Genomic DNA, 19,319 nt, shown 5'->3' with positions numbered 1-19,319 from the left:
TGCCGTTCTGCGATCTTCAAATTATTGCACGAAAGTCAGCGAATATTCGCGGGTTCAGCCCAGGGCATAATTCAGATATTTGGGTTCAAGATATTCTTCCAGCCCCCAATGACCGCCTTCGCGGCCCTGCCCGCTTTCCTTCACGCCGCCAAACGGCGCACCTTCGTGGGACGTGGTGCCATCGTTGATACCAACCACCCCGGTTTCAAGCCCATCGGCGATCCGCTGGATACGGCCGATATCACGACTGAAAAGGTAAGACGACAGACCGGCACGCACGCGGTTGGAAAGTTCGATCACCTCGGCCTCGGTTCTGAAACGATAGATCGGCGCAACCGGGGCAAACAGTTCCTCGTTAAAGCAATCGGTATCAAGGGACACATCGGTTATCACCAGCGGCCGGATGAAATGGCCTTCTTCGGGGCGGTCAGCACCGTAATGCAGGGTCGCGCCACGTTTTTTCGCGTCATCGATCAATCGTTCAACTTTTGCCACCGCCTGACGATTGATCAGCGGGCCAATATCCGTACCGGGAATGAAGCCGTTACCGATGGTCTGCGCATGACTTGCGGCGATGAATTTTTCGACAAAGCTTTCATAAACCCCGTCCTGCACGAAAATGCGGTTGGCACAGACGCAGGTCTGGCCGCTGTTGCGGAATTTGGAAATCATAGCCCCGGCCACGGCGGCATCAATATCGGCATCATCCATCACGATGAAGGGCGCATTGCCGCCCAGTTCCAGCGACAGTTTCTTGACCGTCGGCGCACATTGCACCATCAGCCGTTTGCCGACCTCGGTCGAGCCGGTGAAGGACAGCATCCGCACACGCGGATCCCCTGTCAGGGCCTCGCCAATCGGCATGGGCTGGCCTGTCACGACGTTAAACACCCCCGCCGGGAAACCGGCCATTTCGGCAAGTTTGGCGGCGGCAAGGGCGGAAATCGGGGTATCTTCGGCCGGTTTGACAACAATTGTGCACCCCGCCGCCAGCGCCGGGGCACATTTGCGCACGACCATGGTCAGCGGGAAGTTCCATGGCGTGATCGCCGCCACCACACCCACGGGATGCTTTTGCACCACCACGCGCCGGTCACGCTGGGTCGCGGGCATGGTTTGGCCATAGGCGCGCTTGGCTTCCTCGGCATACCATTCGGCATAGGCAATGGCGCCGACGACTTCGCGTAATGCCTGATCATAAGGCTTACCCTGTTCAAGCGTGATCAGGGCGGCCAGATCATCCTGATGCTGTTCCAAAAGATCGCGCCAGCGTTTGAGGTAGCCGGACCGATCCTTTGCCAGCATGCGCGACCATGCCGGAAACGCCGCATCCGCGGCATCAATCGCGCGCCGTGCCTCGGATGTGCGCATGAAGGGCACATCGCCAATCACCTTGCCGGTTGCCGGATCATACACATCAATGGCTTCGCGCGAATCAGCACGTGCCCAGTCGCCATTGATAAATGCCTTATCAAGGTTCCAGTCGGAGATCAGCCTGCGGGCGCGCGATCTGCCATTGGAAATGGCGGTTTGGCTGGCATCGGGGGCGGCGTTGGACACAGCGGACATTTGGGGGCGTTTCCTTGTGCACGTCATTTACAATAATTTATTCGGTGATCACGCGGTTGTGATTCCGAATTTCGGGGCGCAATTGGGAGACTAAGCGCACCGACAAGTCATAGGCAACAATGCTTGTGACCTTAATATAAGAAATAAAAGAACCGGGGTCGCTCGCAATACCCCGATCCGTCAGAGAGTTTCAGAGAGACAACCAACGAGAGAGCCATGAAGCATATTGTGACCGCCGGTTTGATGACCGCATCCCTTGCCCTTGGTCTGGGGGTATTTGGTACTGCACAGGCCGACGAGGCGATGGATAACGAAACCGTTCAAACCCGTCAGATGCTGATGGATGGCATCGGTGGAGCGATGGGGACACTTGGCTGCTACATGAAGGGTCAGTGCGAACTGCCTGATGGTGTGATCCGCAACCTTGCCAATGGCATTGCGTTTTCCGCCACTGCCGCCCCGGCCGCGTTCGAACCCAATACAGCCGACGCATCGGTAAAAACAACCGCCAAACCGGATGTCTGGACAAACTGGGACGATTTTTCGGGCCGTTTCCCGGAAATGAAAACCGCGGCGATGAACCTTGCGGCAGCAGCCGGTGACAAGGGCGCAATGGGTGCCGCCCTTGGCGAACTTGGCAAATCCTGCAAAGGCTGCCACGACGAATACCGTTCGAAGTAACAGATCGAAGATACCGGGCACGAGCAAGCTCGGACATCCCCGAAAGGCCCTGTCTCCCCCCCTGCTGCCCTCCCCCGGCAGCACGACAGGAAAAGCCTTTCGGGGATTTCTTTAACCCGCGATGCCGAGCCTAAAAATAAAGGGTCATGGTAATATCCTGATCATGGTCGCCAAACCCGCGACCAAAGATATTTACCCCGCCCGGATTTTTGGCGTTGTCATCAACCCCGATCCGGAACCGGATCGAGTGATGATCCATGATTTCCAGCGTATGGATCGTTTGATCGGAAATCTTCTGCCCGTCGATCCAAGTACCCTTTTCATCGATCACCCAGGTCTTGAGCTGACCATATTGCGATCCTTCCAGCTTCCACCAACCGGGGGAATACAGGCCACGCCGATCACCGAAATCGCCGGGTGAAGTCCATATGCCGACATTGACCCCATTGATCCAGATCGAAATATCCGATGGCCATTCGGCGTTGGTTTCCGGGGTTTCCGAACTAACCTCGGCAGTGATCTCGATCCGCTTTGGCAACCGTCCGGTGACCTTGGCATTGTTGGGGAATTTGTATTCGACATGTCCGCGCGTGAACCATAGAAGGGCCGCCTGCATCCGTTGCGGGTCCAGAAACACATTGGGCACATCAAGCACACCAATAATCCGTTCAATCGAACACATCCCACAAGGTGGCCCCACATCAAATTCGGTGAACAGGCCAATTGGCATACTCACGACAACCCGATCATCGTCCGAGCTGGTTTTATCCGCATCAAAGCGGATATAGATTTCACTGTAAGCTGCCGAACAGACTTTCTGATTGCCCTTCTTGGCCTTCATGGTCTGGGTTTCAACCAATCCGGCCTTTTCAAGCGTCTTGATATTGGTTGCAACAGTCGATTGCGGCAATCCCATCATGTCGGCGATTTCATTGACATTTTGCGGGCCGTGTTTGCGCAGAAGATACAGGATATCAATCCTGGTTTTCGATGCCAGCCCCTGAACAATGTCGGCGTCTTTCACCGGATCGACTGTCAGTAATTTTGTCTGCATGACTTTTTATTGTTCCCTTCAGCTTTTCCGATCCATCGGCCAATGCATATGCGGACTGTACATATAGCCAGGAATGGCGACGGCCAACTTATCCCTTGATCCCCGATGACAACATGATCGCCTGCGTCACGCGGCGCTGGAAAACCAGATATGCAACAGCCACTGGCATCGCTGCCATCACGGCAACCGCCATATCACGCGCATACTGGACGCCGAACGAATCACCGACCTGCGTAATACCGACAGTAACCGTCATCATTTCTTCGGAGGTGGTAACAAGAAACGGCCACAGGAAGTTGTTCCAGGACATGATAAAGGTGATGATCGAAAGTGCTGCTGTAATCCCCCAATTCAACGGCAGATAAAGCTTGAACAGAATCTGGAATTCGCCGCAACCATCAAGTTTGGCAGCCTCGCGCAGTTCACGGGGCACAGAGTCAAAAAACTGTTTATAAACAATCACAACCACCGGAATGATCACCTGCGGCAGGATGATCCCGCCCCACGTATTGACCATGCCGAATTTATGCATCAGCACGAATTGCGATACCACGAGTGCCTGTGATGGCACCATAAAACTTCCCAGCACCACCAGAAAAAGCACGCGACGACCAGGAAAGACCAGTTGTGACAGGGCATAACCACACATCATGCTGATCATGATGACGATGCCTGTAATCAGGACCGATGTCCCGATGGAATTGATGTACCAGCGCACAAGATTTGTATCGAATAACGCAAAGGCATAGGAAGAAATATCGAATGTCTGCGGCCAGAACGAGAGACTGCCAACGACTTCCGGTTCCGGCTTCAGCGATGTGACAATCGCCCAGTAAAGCGGGAATGCCCATGCACAGGCTGCGATCAGGGTAAAGACCAGAAGCAGGATGTTGCTTGGCGAAATGCGTCCCATCATTATTTCCCCCGCGCTTTAAGCAACTGATATTGCAGAACCGACACCGCCACGATGATGACAAACAACGCCACCGCAACCGCCGAGGCGTAACCGCCCTGATTGCGCCCGAACGCCTCGCGATAGACAAGTTGCAACAACACATAGGTCGAATTGAACGGCCCGCCTTGTGTCATCAGGTAAATCTGATCGAAAATCTTGAGCTGCAGGATCAGTTGCAGGGTAAGAACCAGCGCGGTCACCGGCCATAGCAAAGGCCACGTGATACGACGGAACTGCTGCAAACGGCTCGCGCCATCAAGCGATGCGGCTTCGTAGTAATCGTCGGGAATATTGCGCAGGGCTGAAATGAACAGCAACACATTGAACCCGTTGGTCCACCATATGGTCACGAGTGCAACCATCGGCATTGCCCATACCGGATCACGGAATACACTGATACGGCGGCCGACGACGGCTTCGATCAGGGGCTGAACGACCCCGAACTGCTGATCAAGAATCCACTGCCAGATTTGTGTCACGACCGTCACCGGCAGAATATAGGGCATGAAAAACAGCACCAGAATGCCTGCCTGTATCCAGCCCTTCAACCGGACGACCATCATCGCAATGCCAAGCCCGATCAGAGTATTGGGCACCACCGTCAGCAACACGAAATAAAGCGTGTTATAAACCGAGGTGTAGAACAGCTTGTGTTCGAACATCCGGATATAATTATCGAACCCGATCCATTCACCTTCACCGATCAAGGGCGCGTCGGTAAAGCTCATCGCGAACATTTTGTAAACCGGATAGGCAAAGACCACGAGATAGCAGATCACAAATGGCGCAATCAGCAGCAAGGCCGTTACTGTTCTGTTTCGGGATTTCAATCGCATTGATGCGCCCCATAGCCATGAAAGTCACGCAAGGGATCACCGGCAGCGATGGCTGGCAAAGGGAGGAATGCCAGCCACCACCGTCACCGATGATCAGTTAAGTTCCAGGCCCTGGAGTTCGTCACGCACCATGTCCAGCGCATCTTCGGGGTCGAGCTGCCCGTTGAGTGCAGGAACAATGAAATTCTGCGTGGCTTCGTAAATCGGCCCGGCGACACCGGCAATCGAGATTTCAGGATCGAAAACAGCGGTTTCAGCAAGTGCGGAATAGGTCGCATTCGGTTCCATTTTCTTGAACTCGTCGCTTTCGGCAACCGCCTTGAAAGCCGGTATATGCCCGGCATCAGCCCATGAAAGGCTGTGTTCGTTCATCCAAGCGATGATCTGCAGAACCGTTTTGACCTTCTCAGCCGAAATCGGATTGGCTTCGCTGTGCGGGATGGCAAAGGCATGAGAATCTGCCCATGTCGCTTTTTGATCCATCAGAACGGGGATCTGAATGGCACCCCATTCGAAACCAAGATCGCCGTTCTTGGCCAGATCCTTCATTGTCGGGACTTCCCATACACCATTGATATGCATGGCGGCACGACCCGATGTGAACAGCGCAATGGATGCCTCGTAGGAAATCAGCTCTGGCGAATAACCCGATGCCACCCAATTGGTCATCGCATTCAGCGCCTTTAGCCCCGCATCACCGGGGAGGATTTCGCCATCTTCGATAAATGGGGCGCCTTGCTGGGCAAGCAGCGTATAGAATACACGCCACATTGATCCGCCTTCATCCGTATGCAGAGACAGCGGAACCTCGACCCCGGATTCTTCAAGTTTGGCAAGGGCCGCGTTGAAGTTTTCAAGCCCGTCCAGCCCTTTTGGTTTGCCGTCCTCACCAAGCAGGCCGGCCTTATCAAGAGCGTCCTTATTGTAATAAAGAACGATGGAATGGATATCGAACGGCAGGCCATAAAGCTGATCACCAACCTTGGCTGCGTTGAAGCTTGAAGGGAAATAATCATCGGGCGACAGCCCGGCGTCGGTCAGCTCATCATCACTGATCGGACGTAACTGCCCCTGCGGCACGGCCAGCGGGAAACGCGACAGGTGATAGGTCATGATATCGGGTTGCTGACCCACCGCGGTTGCGGTTTGAACCTTGGTATAGAACGGAACGCCCCATTCCAGTGTGGTTGAACTGATATTGATATCCGGATGGGTTTCGTTGAATTCCTTGATCAGTGCCTTCATACGCACGCCATCGCCGCCTTCAAGGAAATCCCACCAGGTAATCTGGGTCTGGGCGTTGGCGACGGCAGAACCGCTTATCAGGATAACGGCCGAAAGACCGGCCTTGATGAAATGTTTCACGACGTTTCCTCCTCGTTCGCCGGGTGATGAGACCCGACCTGAAATGCCCTGACAGGTTTCTTGTTATGATTGCATCCCGTTTCGGGCGACTGTAGTCCGGTGGGCTGCGGCGTTATCGCAGGCGCGCACCATCGGCATCGAACAGAAACAGGTGACGTGTCGGCAAGCGCGCCGATATGTGATCCTGTGCGATATGATTGCGATCCGACCGGCGCTCGATTGTTACGCGCACGCCACTTTCGGTCAGGCTGTGGACGTAGCTGACCCCGCCGAGTTCTTCGGTAAATTCGGTTTTAAGCGTTAGTTCCGCGGCGCGCCCATCCGCGTCTGTCACGTTACCGGTTTCGATATTTTCCGGACGGATGCCCAGCGTGACGGCAGTACCGACTTTTGGCACTGGTCCGGAAAGGGTCAGCGAAACGATACTGTTTGGGGCTTCATCCAATCGGATATCAACAGCGTCCGATGTGCCGCTCTTTGATTTGGCGACAGTGCCGGTCAGGAAGTTCATTTTCGGCGAACCAATGAAACCGGCAACGAACTGGTTGTCGGGATTATCGTAAAGATCAAGAGGCGACCCGATCTGCTGCACGACGCCCGATTTCAGCACCACGATCTTGTCGGCGAGCGTCATGGCTTCGACCTGATCGTGGGTGACATAAATCATCGTCGCCCCGATCTGATTGTGTAGACGGGCGATTTCCATGCGCATCTGAACGCGCAATTCGGCATCAAGGTTGGATAAAGGTTCGTCGAACAAAAAGACCTTTGGCTGACGCACAATGGCACGTCCGATGGCAACGCGCTGGCGCTGTCCGCCGGAAAGCTGCGATGGTTTGCGGTCCAGATGCTGATCAAGTTGCAGAATGCGTGCTGCTTCTTCGACCTTGGCCCGGATTTCATCCTTTGGACGACGGGCAATTTGCAGGCTGAAGGCCATATTGTCGTAAACCGTCAGATGCGGATAGAGCGCATAAGACTGAAATACCATCGATACGCCGCGCTTGGCGGCTTCCTGATGGGTGACATCCTGCCCTTCGATATTGATGACGCCGCCTGTCGTTTCTTCCAATCCGGCAATCATTCGCAACAGCGTGGATTTCCCACAGCCCGACGGACCGACAAAGACGACGAACTCGCCCTGTTCGATCGAGATATTCACATCATGGATAACTTCGACCGGCCCGAAGGCCTTTTTGATATTGCTCAGCGTAACACCGGACATTTCCGTAATCCTCCCAAGTCTGAACCCGACATGATGGCGGGCTGACAGGCACTTCCGGCCAGCCCGTAACCATCAGGCCGATGCATCAAGAGAAATTCGGATCATGTGATAGGACAGCGGCTTGAGCGTTCCGGCAAGTTTGCCGTCCTCAAGTCCGATACCGCTGCCCTTTTTCGGAGTTACAGTATCCGGTACGTCAATCGAATTGCGGTCTTCAAGCTTGTAACCGGACAGCTCGACATGCTCGATCACCCTCGTTTTGCCAAATCCTTCAAGGGACAGATCAAGACCAAGGTCGCTGTCGAGGTGGCGATTGATCAGGAATATCGTAACAGACTTACCATCTTCGGCCTGCACAGCCGACGCATCGAGATAAGGCACGTCCTGAGATACATCACAATCGTAGCGCGGGACATCCACACTGACATTCAGCGCCGTGCCCCGCCCGTGCTTTGATGCGAACTGCAGGGGATAATAAATCGTCTGCGCCCATGCCTGCCCACCTTCACGCGTCAGAATCGGGGCAATGACGTTCACAAGTTGCGCCATGCAGGCAATCTTGACGCGGTCAGAACGGCGGATGAATACGTTCAGCAGGCTGGCAATCAGAAGTGCGTCTTCGAAATTATAGACTTCTTCAAGCAAGGCCGGTGCGACCGGCCAGTCCCATTCCTTGATCCGCTGATCATCGGTTTTGCGGTCGTGATACCAGACATTCCATTCATCAAAACAGATTTTGACATCCTTTTTGGAACGCTTCTTGGCCTTGATGTAATCAATCACGCCGCCGATGGTAACGATATAGCGGTCCAGTTCTTCGGCACGGCCGAAATAGTTCAGCGTGTCCTTTTCCTCGTTGCCGAAATATTTGTGCAGCGAGATGTAATCAACACTGTCATAGCTTTCTTCAAGCACCGTGGCTTCCCACTCGGGATAGGTTTTCATCTTGTCATTCGACGACCCGCAAACCACGGTTTCAAGTGACTGATCGAAATATTTGAAGGCCTTGGAAACCTCGTTGGCAAGGTGTCCATAGTCCCGCGCAGTCTTGTGACCGACCTGCCAAGGACCATCCATTTCATTGCCAAGGCACCAGATGCGCACATCATGCGGATCGGCATAGCCATGGGACTTGCGCAGGTCCGACCAATAAGTTCCGCCGGGATGGTTGCAATATTCAAGGAAGTTGCGTGCATCTTCCAACCCGCGCGACCCGAGATTCATGGCCAGCATCATTTCTGTATTGGCAAGCTTTGCCCAATCGGCGAATTCATTGACCCCCATCTGGTTGGTTTCACGGGTCCGCCACGCCAGATCAAGCCGCGTCGGGCGCTGATCGCGCGGACCGATACCATCTTCCCAGTTATAGGCCGAAACAAAATTTCCCCCCGGATAGCGAACAATCGGCACGTCAAGCCCACGCACCAGTTCCAACGTGTCCTGACGGAATCCGTTTTCATCTGCGGTTTCGTGGCCGGGTTCATAAATACCAGTATAAACCGCACGGCCCATATGTTCGAGAAACGAGCCGTAAACCCGCTTGTCGACAGTCGCGATTGTAAAGTCCCTGTGAATGGTTGCGCGTGCCCGCATGACTGTTTCCTCACCTGTATTTTGTTCTTTGATGAGGTCAGCCTAGGAACACGAAATTTATATATCAAGTAATTTGTTTTATATCAAAATTACTGATACATAAATTTCGGTATATATCATGTTTTTTGGTCTTAACGCCCGCGGAATTCTGACGGTCAACTCAGTAACTTACCGCAGCGCAACACATTTTCCGATTTAGTATGATGATATGATAAAATATTTCACCCGCTTCTGGCAATGATAACCATTCCCCACACCGCCAGACCACAAACCACGAGAATCGCGATCCCGAGAACCGGGGAAGCAAAGCGGATTTGCATGAAACCGGTGGCGACACTTTCGGGGACTTTGCGCATGCCGGTGATCATTGCACCGATCAGGTTTTCGCGTTTGATCATCAGATAGAAAATCGCTGCCAGAACATGCAATGCTACCGCTGCGTAAATCAGATTGATATTGGTGTGGTGAATGAAATTCATCGTGCTGGCAAAATCGGAACTGACATAGGCAACCAGCGGACCGTCAAAGAACAGGAAGGTATCCTCGCTGGTGAAAAGGCCGCTTATTGCCTGTATCGCCACGAGCAGGATCAGCACCACAACCATCCAGCCGCCCGCCGGATTATGCCCCGGATAAGTCAGGTCGCGGGCCGAGCCGTTTGGAAGTTTGCGCATATAGCCGATCACCTTGCGCGGTCCGGCGACAAAACCGGTAAAGCGCGCGTTCGAACTGCCGACAAATCCCCAGATGATGCGAAAAAGTACGAGTGCGAGCACGCTGTATCCTGAAATCGCATGGATATCGATCATGACTTCCTGATTGGACCACCAGGATGTCACAATCGCGATCACCAGCGCCCAGTGAAACAGGCGCACGGGAAAATCCCAAAGCCGGACGGTTTTTTGCGGTTCCATCTGATCGCTCATACGCAGGTCCCCTTTTCTGCTTTTTGCGCGGGCAAATAATGCAAGATTGTGATGATGCCCCGATCCGGCCGAAAGTGCAGGTCAAATTCCGTTTATCACAGCAAAAAATGTGGAAAATCTGCTTGTTGAGATATTTCGAGTTTGCAAATCATTATCACAAGCAGTAACAATTACCCCGAAGTATCACGGGCTATGCCCTTGGCTCACCTTCAGGGACAGATGGGAACTCCTATGAAATTCGTTAAAATTCTCGGGATGGCTGCACTGGCAACCACCCTTGGTGCACAGGCCTATGCCGCGCCGGACGCAAAAGACGTCCTGACCACCTATGCCGATATTGCACATGCCGGTTACGAAGATTCGCTCATCACCGCAAAACAGCTCCAGACCGCTGTTGATGCGCTGGTGTCCAATCCGTCGCAGGCGACTTTTGATGCTGCGAAATCCGCATGGCTGGCCTCACGCGTGCCGTATCAGCAGACCGAAGTTTACCGTTTCGGCAATGCGATCGTTGATGACTGGGAAGGCAAGGTTAACGCATGGCCGCTTGACGAAGGTCTGATCGACTATGTCGAAACCGACCTTTACGGCGAAGAAAACGAAGAAAACCCGGCTTATACCGCCAATGTCGTTGCCAATCCGAGCCTGAGCATTTCCGGTGAAACCATCGATGCATCAACCATCGATGCCGCACTGATCGAAAGCCTGCATGAGATTGACGACGTTGAAAGCAACGTTGCAACCGGCTACCACGCCATTGAATTCCTTCTGTGGGGTCAGGATCTGAACGGGACCAAAGCCGGTGCAGGTGCACGCGCATGGACCGACTATGCCAAGGGCGATGCCTGCACCAATGGCAATTGCGACCGTCGCGGTGCGTATCTTCAGGCCGCAACCGACCTTATGGTTTCGGACCTTGAATGGATGACCGCACAGTGGGCGGATGGTGGCGAAGCACGTGCGACCGTTCTTGAAGGTGACGGCGTTCCGGGCCTGACCGCAATCGTGACCGGCATGGGTTCGCTTTCTTATGGTGAACTGGCAGGCGAGCGCACCAAGCTTGGCCTGCTGCTGCATGATCCGGAAGAAGAGCATGACTGCTTCTCGGACAACACCCACAACTCGCACTACTATGACGCGTTGGGCATCCAGAACGTTTATCTTGGCCGTTATACCCGTGTTGACGGTTCGGTCGTCGAAGGCGCATCGCTTTCGGATATGGTTGCCGCCAAGGATGAAGGCCTTGATACCGAACTGCGTGCCAAACTGGCGGCATCGGTTCTGGCCGGTAAGGCCATGGTCAGCCGCGCACAGGCAGGCGAGCATTTCGACCAGCTGATCGCAATGGACAATGAAGACGGCAATGCCGTTGTTCAGACCTTTGTCGATGCGCTTGTTGATCAGACCAAATCGATCGAACAGATCGTTGCCGCGATTGGCGTTGACGGGATCGAGTTCGAAGGGTCGGACAGCCTTGACAATCCGTCCTCGATCAATTGATCAGATACGATCCGCATTCGGGGTCATGCCCCAAATGAGTCCGACGGCGGGGGAATTTTTCTCCCGCCGTTTCGCTTTTACGATTAGAAGAATTCCATGCAGTTTCCCGCCATGCGCCTTTCCCGTTTCATGATCGCGACCGCCCTTGTTTTTGGGGCAATGACACCGGCGTTTGCCGATGAAACCATACCCGCCAATGCCCTGCCGGGCGGGGCGACCACCTGGCAAAAGAAAACCGGACGAATGGCATTCACCCATCATTCGGCCAATATGACCTTTGAAAAGCGGCTTGATTTCAAGCTTGGCGAGGCCCTTTTTCAAAGGCTTTGGGTAACCGCCCCAACGCGCACCAAGGCAGCAGACGGTTTGGGGCCGCTGTTTAATTCACGGGCCTGCAACGGGTGCCATATCAGAAATGGCCGCGGCCATCCGGTTGATGAAGATGATCCGTCTGCCGGGGCGACGTCGATGTTGTTGCGCCTGTCGATCCCGCCGCAAAATGATGCGGATCGGGAATTACTGGCGTCAGGCCATGCATCCACCCTGCCCGATCCGGTTTATGGCGGCCAGTTTCAGGATTTTTCGATCCCGACCGTTCAAGCCGAAGGCAAGGTCACCGTCAGTTATGACATGCAAACCGTCGAACTAGCCGATGGCACCAGAGTCGAATTGCGCCATCCGACCTATGGCATGCGCGATCTGGCTTATGGGCCATTGCACGACGATGTGATGATATCGCCGCGCATTGCACCGCCGATGATCGGGCTTGGGCTTCTGGAAGCCATTCCCGATGAAGTACTGCTTGCGAGCGCGGATCCGGAAGATCATGACGGCGATGGCATATCGGGCCGGGTCAACCGGGTTTGGGATATTGCAAAGGATGAGCTTGCCATCGGGCGGTTTGGCTGGAAAGCCGGAATGCCAAGCCTTGATCAGCAGAACCAGAATGCATTCCAGTTCGATATCGGCCTTTCAACCCCACTATATCCCAACGGATACGGTGACTGCACCGAAGCCCAGACACTGTGCCGTGGTGCGCCGGATGGTAATGAACCGGAATTTGACAATCTGGAAGCGCACGGGCAGATCACCGACCTTGTGCTTTATTACACCCGTAACATAGCCCCGCCGATGCGACAAAACGTATCCGATCCGGAGGTGATCCCAGGGCGTGAGATTTTCAATTCAATCGGTTGCGGAGCCTGCCACACGCCAAGCTATCAATTGCCCGAACAGACTGATCTGGCGGAGCAATCCGGGCAGGTGATCTGGCCGTATAGCGACCTGTTATTGCACGATATGGGGGCCGGGCTTGCCGACAACCGGCCTGAAGCCGATGCCAGCGGAACGGAATGGCGCACCCCGCCCCTTTGGGGATTGGGCCGCGCAAAGGAAATTGATCCACGTGCCGGATACCTGCATGACGGGCGGGCGCGCAACATTCTGGAAGCCATATTGTGGCACGGGGGAGAGGCAAAACCCGCGCGTGACGCCGTCACATTCTTGCCATCATCGGATCGCAGCAAGTTGATCGCGTTTTTGAATTCTTTATAAGCGTTATTTTATAAGCCTTACTGTTCGGGGGATATCATGCCTTTCCTGTTTCGCACTCGCAAAGCCGCCCTTTTGGGTGTATCTGCCTTGCTGACGGTGGGGCTGGCACCGCCCGGCGCGCGCGCCGATATCCCCGATGAAAATTACCGCCCGGTGCTTGAACATCTTCTGGGTGAGGTCATGCCGCCCAAGCTTGATGCGCTGCATGACGCCACAACAAACCTGTCCGATGAAATGGATGATTTCTGTGCCGAGCCCGATCAGGATGGCCTTGACGAAGTACGCGAAGATTTCCATGCGGCCATGGATATCTGGCAGGAAGTGCAGCCTTGGCGCATGGGACCGCTGATTGCCAATGGCCGTGATCAGCATATCGAATACTGGCCTGACAAACATGGTACGGCGACAAGGCAGTTCCGCAAACTGATGTTTGACAAGCCAGCGATTTATACCGACCGGGAAAAAATCGCTGATACCAGTGCCGCCCTGCAAGGTTTCCCGGCACTTGAACAGGTTCTTTTTGACGACAAGCTATCGCCCAAGCTTCTGGGTGATGACGAGGATGGCGTATTCCTGTGTGGGTATGGCGGGGCCGTCGGCGCCAATCTGGCACGCATGACCGGTGAACTGGTCGATGAATGGCCGGCATTTGCCCAAGGCATGATCAAAGCCGGCCCTGATAGTATGGATTACCCGGATGCCAAATTTGCCGCGACCGACCTTTATCGTGCGCTTCACGAAGGACTTCTGATCATTGTCAGTCAGAAACTTGGCCGACCGCTTGGCGACGGACCGAAGGATGGCAAAGCCAGCCGCGCCGAAAGCCCGACTTCCGAACGATCCCTGCGCAACATTGCCCATAACCTGACCGGGCTGTTTGCGATTTATGACGGCAAGTGGGGCGATACCGGCGAAGAAGGCAAAGGCCTTTCGGCCCTGATTGATAGCAGCCTTCTGGATCGATCCTTCCGGCTGAACTGGCAGACCATGTCAGACGGACTTGATCAGTTGCCTGCCTCGATTGTCGAGCTGCTTGATCAGCCCGATGGCTATCAGAAACTATCAGATTTCGCAGATCAGGTCAGTTTCGTGAATACGCTGGTTGAGGGCGACGTTGGCGGTACGACGCAATTGGGCGGCGGTTTTAACGCGCTTGATGGCGACTAGGCGAACAGGAGTTCAAAAAGTGAAACATCAACGACGCGAGTTTTTGAAACTCATGGGTGTTGGCGGGGCCTTTACCCTGTTGCCGGTTGGCATTGGGCGTGCGGCGAGCGCCCCCGCGATGGAAGACCGGGCACATTATATTTCCGCAAGTGCCGGGGATCATGATGACTTTTACGTCTGCGCGTTCAACGCCAATGGCAAAATCCTGTTCGAACAGGCCCTGCCCGGCCGGGGTCACGACCTTGGCCTGCGCCCAAACCATGTCGATGTGGCCGCAGTTGAACGCCGACCGGGTCTCTATGGCCTGATCCTTGATCGCCATAGCGGCGAGGTCCGCGCCAAACTGCATTGCCCGGAAGACCGCCGGTTTTATGGCCACGCGGTTTATTCCAATGATGGCCGGTTCCTTTATATCACCGAGAATGATTTCAACCATGCCCGCGGGGTTGTTTCCGTCTGGGATGCCGAAGACGGGTATCGCCGCATTGCCGAATTTGACAGTTTTGGCACCGGCCCGCACGAATTGCACCTGATGCCGGACGGTGAAAGCCTTGTGATCGCCAATGGTGGCTTGCACACCCATCCGGACTTTGACGGACGCACAGCCCTTAATATCGACAGTATGGAACCGAACCTGTCGATCATTGATCGGCATACCGGCAAGCTGATCCATCAGGCGGCCCTCAAAGCCGACTGGCATCAATTATCCATCCGCCATCTTGATGTCGCATCCAATGGGACAATTGCGGCGGGCTTCCAGTATCAGGGGGAACTGACCGATCAGGTGCCGCTGGTCGGGTTGTGGCAGCCGGGTAGCGAAATCCGCCCGATCGAGGCCCCGGACAATGTCCAGCTGCGCATGCGGCAATATTGCGGATCGGTGCGCTTTGACGCATCGGGACAGGTATTTGGCATTTCCTGCCCACGCGGCGGATTGATCACATTCTGGGATGCCAAAACATCGGGCTTCCTGACCCATATCGCCGCCCCGGATGGCTGCGGGCTTGCCGCGACAGATGTTGCGGGTCAGTTCGTTGGCACCAGCGGCCTTGGTACCGGATGGCGCATGGATGCGATTCGCCGAAAACGCGTCGAATTACCCGACGATTCGCTTAAATCGCTTCATTGGGACAATCATCTGCGGCGTATTTCCATCTAGATATCGTCATTTAACCCGACCTGAAAGGCCGCACAGATCGTGCGGCCTTTTTGGCATTTTCGGCCTGAAATCCGCAGAAAACCGCGGCATTAACCAACCATTTTAGTCGGGATATAAACACCCTAAATCTCTCAACCAAAAATTTTATGCAAATGCGAACGATTTTCACTTGCGTAGTATTTTTTCCTGACCTATAACGGGTCTCGACACAGCCCGCGAATGCAACCCATTCGCACTTGTCCCCAAAAGGCTTGTCTCTCACCTGCGGGTCTCTCTCCCCGCAGGCCTCTCAAGGTGGAACAGCGGTGGTTATCGATGCGGGAAACGATAACCGCCGCTTTCTCTTTTCAGCACAAAGAAACCGGCATTCTTCCACGCAAAGATATTGTGTGCGGACGGATAAGTAATCAGACGCTGTGAGATAGTTTATCGCCAGCGGATTTCAGTGCGTCGCGATACTGCGCATAGTTTTTGCGGGCATCATCCTTTGGCGCGACAATACATACTGTTGCAACACAGACGCCGTTCTGATCGCGGATCGGGGCGGCGAAGCAATGGGTGAAGGTGTCAACGATGCTATCAAAGGAAAAGAATCCGTCTTTTGCCGCCTGCCGGATTTCGGCGATATAGGCATCAAAATCGGTATGGCTGCCATCGGGCAGAACAAAATCGTTTGCCGGAATCAGATCGCGGATTTCATCATCGGAAAAATGGCCCAGCAACAGCCGACCCGATGCCGTCCACGGGATCGGGGTGCGTTCGCCAACATTTGCACTGATGCGGAACGGACGGCTGCCTTCGCGTTGAAGGGCGACGGTATATTTGTTGCCGTCCAGCATGCAGAACTGCGATGTTTCCTTGGTCGTGGCGGTGATTTCATCCAGCACCACACCTGCTTCGCGGGTCAGATCGAAATATTCGCGATAGGCTAGCCCAAGAAAATAGACACGACGCCCAAGGAACACCGATCCGTTGGCATCGGTGACCTCGAGCATGCCATGTTCCAGTAGAACGCTGATCAGATCATAGATCGTAGAGGTCGGCGCGCCGAGCGCTTGGGCGATCTCGGCAGGCCGTTGCGAGACTTTGACAGAGCGCAAATGATCAAGAATATCAAACGCCCGATCAATGCCGCGCGCCCGTTTCCGTATTTGCCCTTCCTTCATAAGTCCCCTCTTCGCTGGCGATCAGTTCTTTGGATAGATGTCCTTATGCCTTGCGAAAGGCAATGCAGTCGACCTCGACCTTGCAATCCACCACCATTGAAGACTGAACGCAAGCGCGCGCAGGCGGATGATCGCCGAAATATTCCTGGAATACGCCGTTGAAGCTCCAGAAATCGCGCGCATCATCAAGCCAGACACCGATGCGCATGATATCGCTTGCGCCATACCCGGCATCCTCGACGATTTTCAGCATGTTTTCGATAGCAATGCGGGACTGTTCGACAATCCCGTTTCCAACGACTTCGCCATCACGCATCGGCGTTTGTCCGGACACGTAAAGCCATCCGTCAGCTTCCGTAGCCTTTGCAAAAGGCAGTGCCTTCTGACCATTGCCTTTTGCTTCACCGACACCGTGTCTTTTGATGGTCATTCAATATCTCCTAGTCTTCAATCACATTTCAGAATTTGCAAGAAAGCCCCGCAACCGGTCTGTTTCCGGCGCGCCGAAAATCTGTTCGGGGGGACCTTCTTCGTGGATACGGCCGTGATGCATGAACACGACCTTGCTTGAAACATCGCGGGCAAAGCGCATTTCGTGGGTGACAAGCAGCATGGTCATGCCGTCATCGGCAAGATCGCGGACAACGGCCAGAACTTCCTTTACCAGTTCCGGATCAAGGGCGGATGTCACTTCGTCAAACAGCATGATGCGCGGGTTCATGGCAATCGCGCGCGCAATCGCAACACGCTGCTGCTGTCCGCCGGACAACTGACCGGGGAAATGATCGCGCCGTTCAATCATGCCGACCCGTTCAAGCCATTTTTCGGCAATGGCATAGGCTTCGTCCTTTGCCATTTTCTTGGTCTTGGTCAGACCCAGCATGACATTGCGAATGGCGGTCATATGCGGGAACAGGTTGAACTGCTGAAACGCCATGCCGGTCATGGCGCGTTGACGCGCAATATGACGTTCGGAAAGACGGCGACGCTCACCACCTTCGTGTCTGTAGCCGATGGCTTCGCCGTCCAGTTCGATGGAACCGCGTTCGAAATCTTCAAGCAGGTTCACGCAGCGCAACAGGGTTGTCTTGCCCGAACCCGATGATCCGATCAGCGAGACGACATCACCCTTTTGCATGGTCATATCGATGCCCTTGAGGACTTCGAGATCGCCAAAGCTTTTGTGAAGGTCGGTAATTGTCAGAATGGGGGACATGGCTGCCTCATTATGGGATCGAGATGCGGCGTTCGACAGCACGGCCGGCCTGTTCGATCAGGAAGTTCAGAATGAAATAGACGAAACCCACGAACAGATAGAATTCGAGGCTGAGATAGGTCCGCGAAATGACCTGCTGGGTTGCCAGCAGCAATTCAACCACACCAATGATCGAAAGCAGCGTCGATGCCTTGACGATTTCGGTCGCGGTATTGACCCAGGTTGGCAATATCTGACGCAGGGCCTGGGGCAGCAGGACATAGGCAAAGGTCTGCCCGAAAGTCAGCCCGATTGATTTGGCGGCTTCGGTTTGACCGGCCGGGATTGCCTTTAACGCACCACGGACAATTTCCCCGACATGGGACGAACAGAACAGTGTCAATGCAAGGACACCGGCCTGAAACGCACTAAGATCCAAACCAACAACCGAGAGGATATAAAAGCAGGCAAGGATAAGAACGAAAACCGGAGTTCCGCGCAGGAAGTCGATATAGACGCGCACCCCGAACCGGGTCGGCTTGTTGCCATATGTCATCGCCAGACCGACGAAAACGCCAAGGAACGTTCCAAGCAGCACGGACGCGACGGAAATCAGAACCGTATCGCCAAGCCCGGCCAACAGGTTCATCCGGGCGTTCCACAATTCGTTCAGAAAAAGAGAAAAATTCATGTGAAAGCCTTTCAGCGCGGAACCGCAAGTCGTTGTTCAAGCTGGCGCAGGAACCACGCGATGACATAGCAGGCCACCACGTAAATCAGTGACGCAACCATCCATGTTTCAATCACGCGGAAACTTTCGACATTGATCTTGCGCGCATAAAACGTCAGTTCGGGAACCGCGATGGCGGCCGCAAGCGACGTGTCCTTGAACAGCGAAATGAAGTTGTTCGATAGCGACGGCAACACATTGCGCAACATCACCGGAATGATGATGTGGATTTTGATTTTCAGTTCCGTCAAACCGATGGCAAGCCCGGCTTCGCGTAAGCCCTTTGGCAATGCCACAAGGCCCGAACGGAAAACTTCGGCCAGATAGGCACCGGCATAAATCGACAGCGTGAAAATGAAGGACGGTATTTTATCAAGCGCAATGCCAAGCTGGGGCAATGCGAAATAGCAAAACAGGATCAGAACAAGGATCGGGGTATTGCGGATCGCAGAGACATAAGCCACTGCGATCCAGCGTAAAACCCGATGACGGGACAGCATCCCGAAAGCCGCCAGAAGCCCGATCCCGCAACCGATTGCAATCGAAACAAGGGCAAGGAACAAGCCAAGGCCAAGCCCTTGCGCCAGCAGTTCCCAATTGCGCCAGATGACGCTGAAATTGAAATCGTAGTTCAAAGCGGTTCT

18 protein-coding genes are annotated in these 19,319 nt (G+C 54.4%); 5 read left to right on the top strand and 13 right to left on the bottom strand.

Annotated elements, in window-relative coordinates:
* Positions 1–54 precede the first annotated feature (54 nt).
* Positions 55–1,569 carry an NAD-dependent succinate-semialdehyde dehydrogenase gene (locus tag TH3_RS05715; protein WP_007090829.1) on the bottom strand — a complete coding sequence of 505 codons (1,515 nt, stop codon included), beginning with the start codon at positions 1,567–1,569 and terminating at the stop codon, positions 55–57.
* Positions 1,570–1,785: 216 nt separating this feature from the next.
* Here TH3_RS05715 and TH3_RS05710 point away from each other — a divergent pair, with 216 nt between their 5' ends.
* Positions 1,786–2,250: a c-type cytochrome gene (locus TH3_RS05710; RefSeq protein WP_007090828.1), complete on the top strand. Its 465-nt coding sequence runs from the start codon at positions 1,786–1,788 to the stop codon at positions 2,248–2,250.
* 130 nt (positions 2,251–2,380) lie between these two features.
* Here TH3_RS05710 and TH3_RS05705 read toward each other — a convergent pair whose 3' ends face one another.
* The 7 genes from TH3_RS05705 to TH3_RS05675 form a co-directional block, all read right to left on the bottom strand.
* A complete protein-coding gene (locus tag TH3_RS05705) occupies positions 2,381–3,304 on the bottom strand; it encodes an ArsR/SmtB family transcription factor (protein WP_007090827.1) in 924 nt (307 codons plus the stop codon).
* Positions 3,305–3,392: 88 nt separating this feature from the next.
* A complete protein-coding gene (locus tag TH3_RS05700) occupies positions 3,393–4,220 on the bottom strand; it encodes a carbohydrate ABC transporter permease (protein ID WP_007090826.1) in 828 nt (275 codons plus the stop codon).
* A complete protein-coding gene (locus TH3_RS05695; RefSeq protein ID WP_040059638.1) occupies positions 4,220–5,095 on the bottom strand; it encodes a carbohydrate ABC transporter permease in 876 nt (291 codons plus the stop codon). Before TH3_RS05695 ends, TH3_RS05700 begins: the two co-directional genes overlap by 1 nt.
* A gap of 93 nt (positions 5,096–5,188) precedes the next feature.
* On the bottom strand, positions 5,189–6,460 hold the full coding sequence (locus TH3_RS05690) for an ABC transporter substrate-binding protein (protein WP_007090824.1): 1,272 nt from the start codon (positions 6,458–6,460) through the stop codon (positions 5,189–5,191).
* 112 nt (positions 6,461–6,572) lie between these two features.
* Positions 6,573–7,685: an ABC transporter ATP-binding protein gene (locus TH3_RS05685; RefSeq protein WP_007090823.1), complete on the bottom strand. Its 1,113-nt coding sequence runs from the start codon at positions 7,683–7,685 to the stop codon at positions 6,573–6,575.
* 72 nt (positions 7,686–7,757) lie between these two features.
* Positions 7,758–9,278 (bottom strand): arabinosylfuranosidase ArfA, encoded by a 1,521-nt coding sequence (gene arfA, locus TH3_RS05680; protein WP_007090822.1) that lies wholly within the window; start codon positions 9,276–9,278, stop codon positions 7,758–7,760.
* Positions 9,279–9,499: 221 nt separating this feature from the next.
* Positions 9,500–10,204, bottom strand: coding sequence for a cytochrome b/b6 domain-containing protein (locus TH3_RS05675; protein ID WP_007090821.1), 705 nt, complete (start codon positions 10,202–10,204; stop codon positions 9,500–9,502).
* A gap of 231 nt (positions 10,205–10,435) precedes the next feature.
* On the opposite strand from TH3_RS05675, the gene TH3_RS05670 reads away from it, so the two are divergent.
* The 4 genes from TH3_RS05670 (at position 10,436) to TH3_RS05655 (ending at position 15,584) form a co-directional block, all read left to right on the top strand.
* Complete coding sequence (locus TH3_RS05670; RefSeq protein WP_007090820.1) at positions 10,436–11,704, top strand: imelysin family protein; 1,269 nt, start codon at positions 10,436–10,438, stop codon at positions 11,702–11,704.
* 96 nt (positions 11,705–11,800) lie between these two features.
* Positions 11,801–13,258: a di-heme oxidoreductase family protein gene (locus tag TH3_RS05665; RefSeq protein ID WP_007090819.1), complete on the top strand. Its 1,458-nt coding sequence runs from the start codon at positions 11,801–11,803 to the stop codon at positions 13,256–13,258.
* Positions 13,259–13,294: 36 nt separating this feature from the next.
* The gene (locus tag TH3_RS05660) at positions 13,295–14,425 is read left to right on the top strand and encodes an imelysin family protein (protein ID WP_007090818.1); all 1,131 of its coding nucleotides are present in this window, start codon (positions 13,295–13,297) and stop codon (positions 14,423–14,425) included.
* Positions 14,426–14,444: 19 nt separating this feature from the next.
* Complete coding sequence (locus tag TH3_RS05655) at positions 14,445–15,584, top strand: DUF1513 domain-containing protein (protein WP_007090817.1); 1,140 nt, start codon at positions 14,445–14,447, stop codon at positions 15,582–15,584.
* Between the two features lie 407 nt (positions 15,585–15,991).
* Here the strand turns inward: TH3_RS05655 and TH3_RS05650 are convergent, their stop codons facing one another.
* Genes TH3_RS05650 through TH3_RS05630 form a run of 5 tightly spaced genes read right to left on the bottom strand, consistent with a single transcriptional unit; the run spans position 15,992 to position 19,310 of the window.
* Positions 15,992–16,750: an IclR family transcriptional regulator gene (locus TH3_RS05650; RefSeq protein ID WP_007090816.1), complete on the bottom strand. Its 759-nt coding sequence runs from the start codon at positions 16,748–16,750 to the stop codon at positions 15,992–15,994.
* 43 nt (positions 16,751–16,793) lie between these two features.
* On the bottom strand, positions 16,794–17,180 hold the full coding sequence (locus tag TH3_RS05645; protein WP_007090815.1) for a RidA family protein: 387 nt from the start codon (positions 17,178–17,180) through the stop codon (positions 16,794–16,796).
* A 21-nt stretch (positions 17,181–17,201) separates the two neighbouring features.
* Complete coding sequence (locus TH3_RS05640) at positions 17,202–17,966, bottom strand: amino acid ABC transporter ATP-binding protein (protein ID WP_007090814.1); 765 nt, start codon at positions 17,964–17,966, stop codon at positions 17,202–17,204.
* A gap of 10 nt (positions 17,967–17,976) precedes the next feature.
* Positions 17,977–18,636 carry an amino acid ABC transporter permease gene (locus tag TH3_RS05635; RefSeq protein WP_007090813.1) on the bottom strand — a complete coding sequence of 220 codons (660 nt, stop codon included), beginning with the start codon at positions 18,634–18,636 and terminating at the stop codon, positions 17,977–17,979.
* Positions 18,637–18,647: 11 nt separating this feature from the next.
* Entirely contained in the window at positions 18,648–19,310 is a 663-nt protein-coding gene (locus tag TH3_RS05630) for an amino acid ABC transporter permease (RefSeq protein WP_007090812.1), read from the bottom strand.
* Positions 19,311–19,319: the final 9 nt, after the last annotated feature.

It is taken from the genome of Thalassospira xiamenensis M-5 = DSM 17429 (genome assembly GCF_000300235.2).
GTDB lineage: Bacteria > Pseudomonadota > Alphaproteobacteria > Rhodospirillales > Thalassospiraceae > Thalassospira > Thalassospira xiamenensis.
This window is presented reverse-complemented; position numbering and strand designations above follow the sequence as displayed.